This window comes from Tsukamurella sputi (assembly GCF_007858445.1).
Taxonomy (GTDB): Bacteria; Actinomycetota; Actinomycetes; order Mycobacteriales; family Mycobacteriaceae; genus Tsukamurella; species Tsukamurella sputi.
This window is the reverse complement of sequence record NZ_VIGV01000205.1, coordinates 1-528: the sequence shown is the minus strand read 5'-3', so window position 1 is coordinate 528 and position 528 is coordinate 1. Positions and strand designations below refer to the sequence as shown.

General features: G+C 69.7%; 1 pseudogene. It reads left to right on the top strand.

Annotated features, from left to right (window positions below):
• Positions 1-528: pseudogene (locus FK268_RS23840) on the top strand (AAA family ATPase); the annotation flags it as partial.

Here is a 528-nt window from a genome sequence, read left to right as displayed (position 1 = left end):
CCGGCTCAGTGAGCGGCTGACGGTGAAGTTCGGGCTGTCGGTGCCGGGAGTCGGGTCGGCGGAGGCGACGGTGGCGCCTCGTGCGCGTGAACCGGAGGGTGAGGGGCCGGTCGATACCTGGGATCTGCAGGACCTGCTGACCGAGGTCCGGGACAAGGTGCGCAAGCAGCGCCCGGGCGGTGTTGTGGTGTTCGTCGACGAGATCCAGCAGGGCGATCCGGCGAGTCTGCGGACGCTGAGCTACACCTGGCAAAATCTCCAGGCTCGGCGCCCGGATCTGCCGGTTGCGTTGTTCGGAGCGGGCCTGCCGACGAGCACGGCGGTGATCAACAAGGCGGTGACGAACGCGGAGCGGTTCGACTACCGCACCCTCGGTGGCCTCAGCGACGACGCCGCGGCGATCGCGTTGGCGGCGCCAGCGCAGCAGCGTGGGGTGCAGTGGACACCGGAGGCCCTGCGGCGGGCTGTCGCTCGGGCTGAGGGCTATCCATACACGGTGCAGCTGATCGGTGAACACACGTGGGCGGC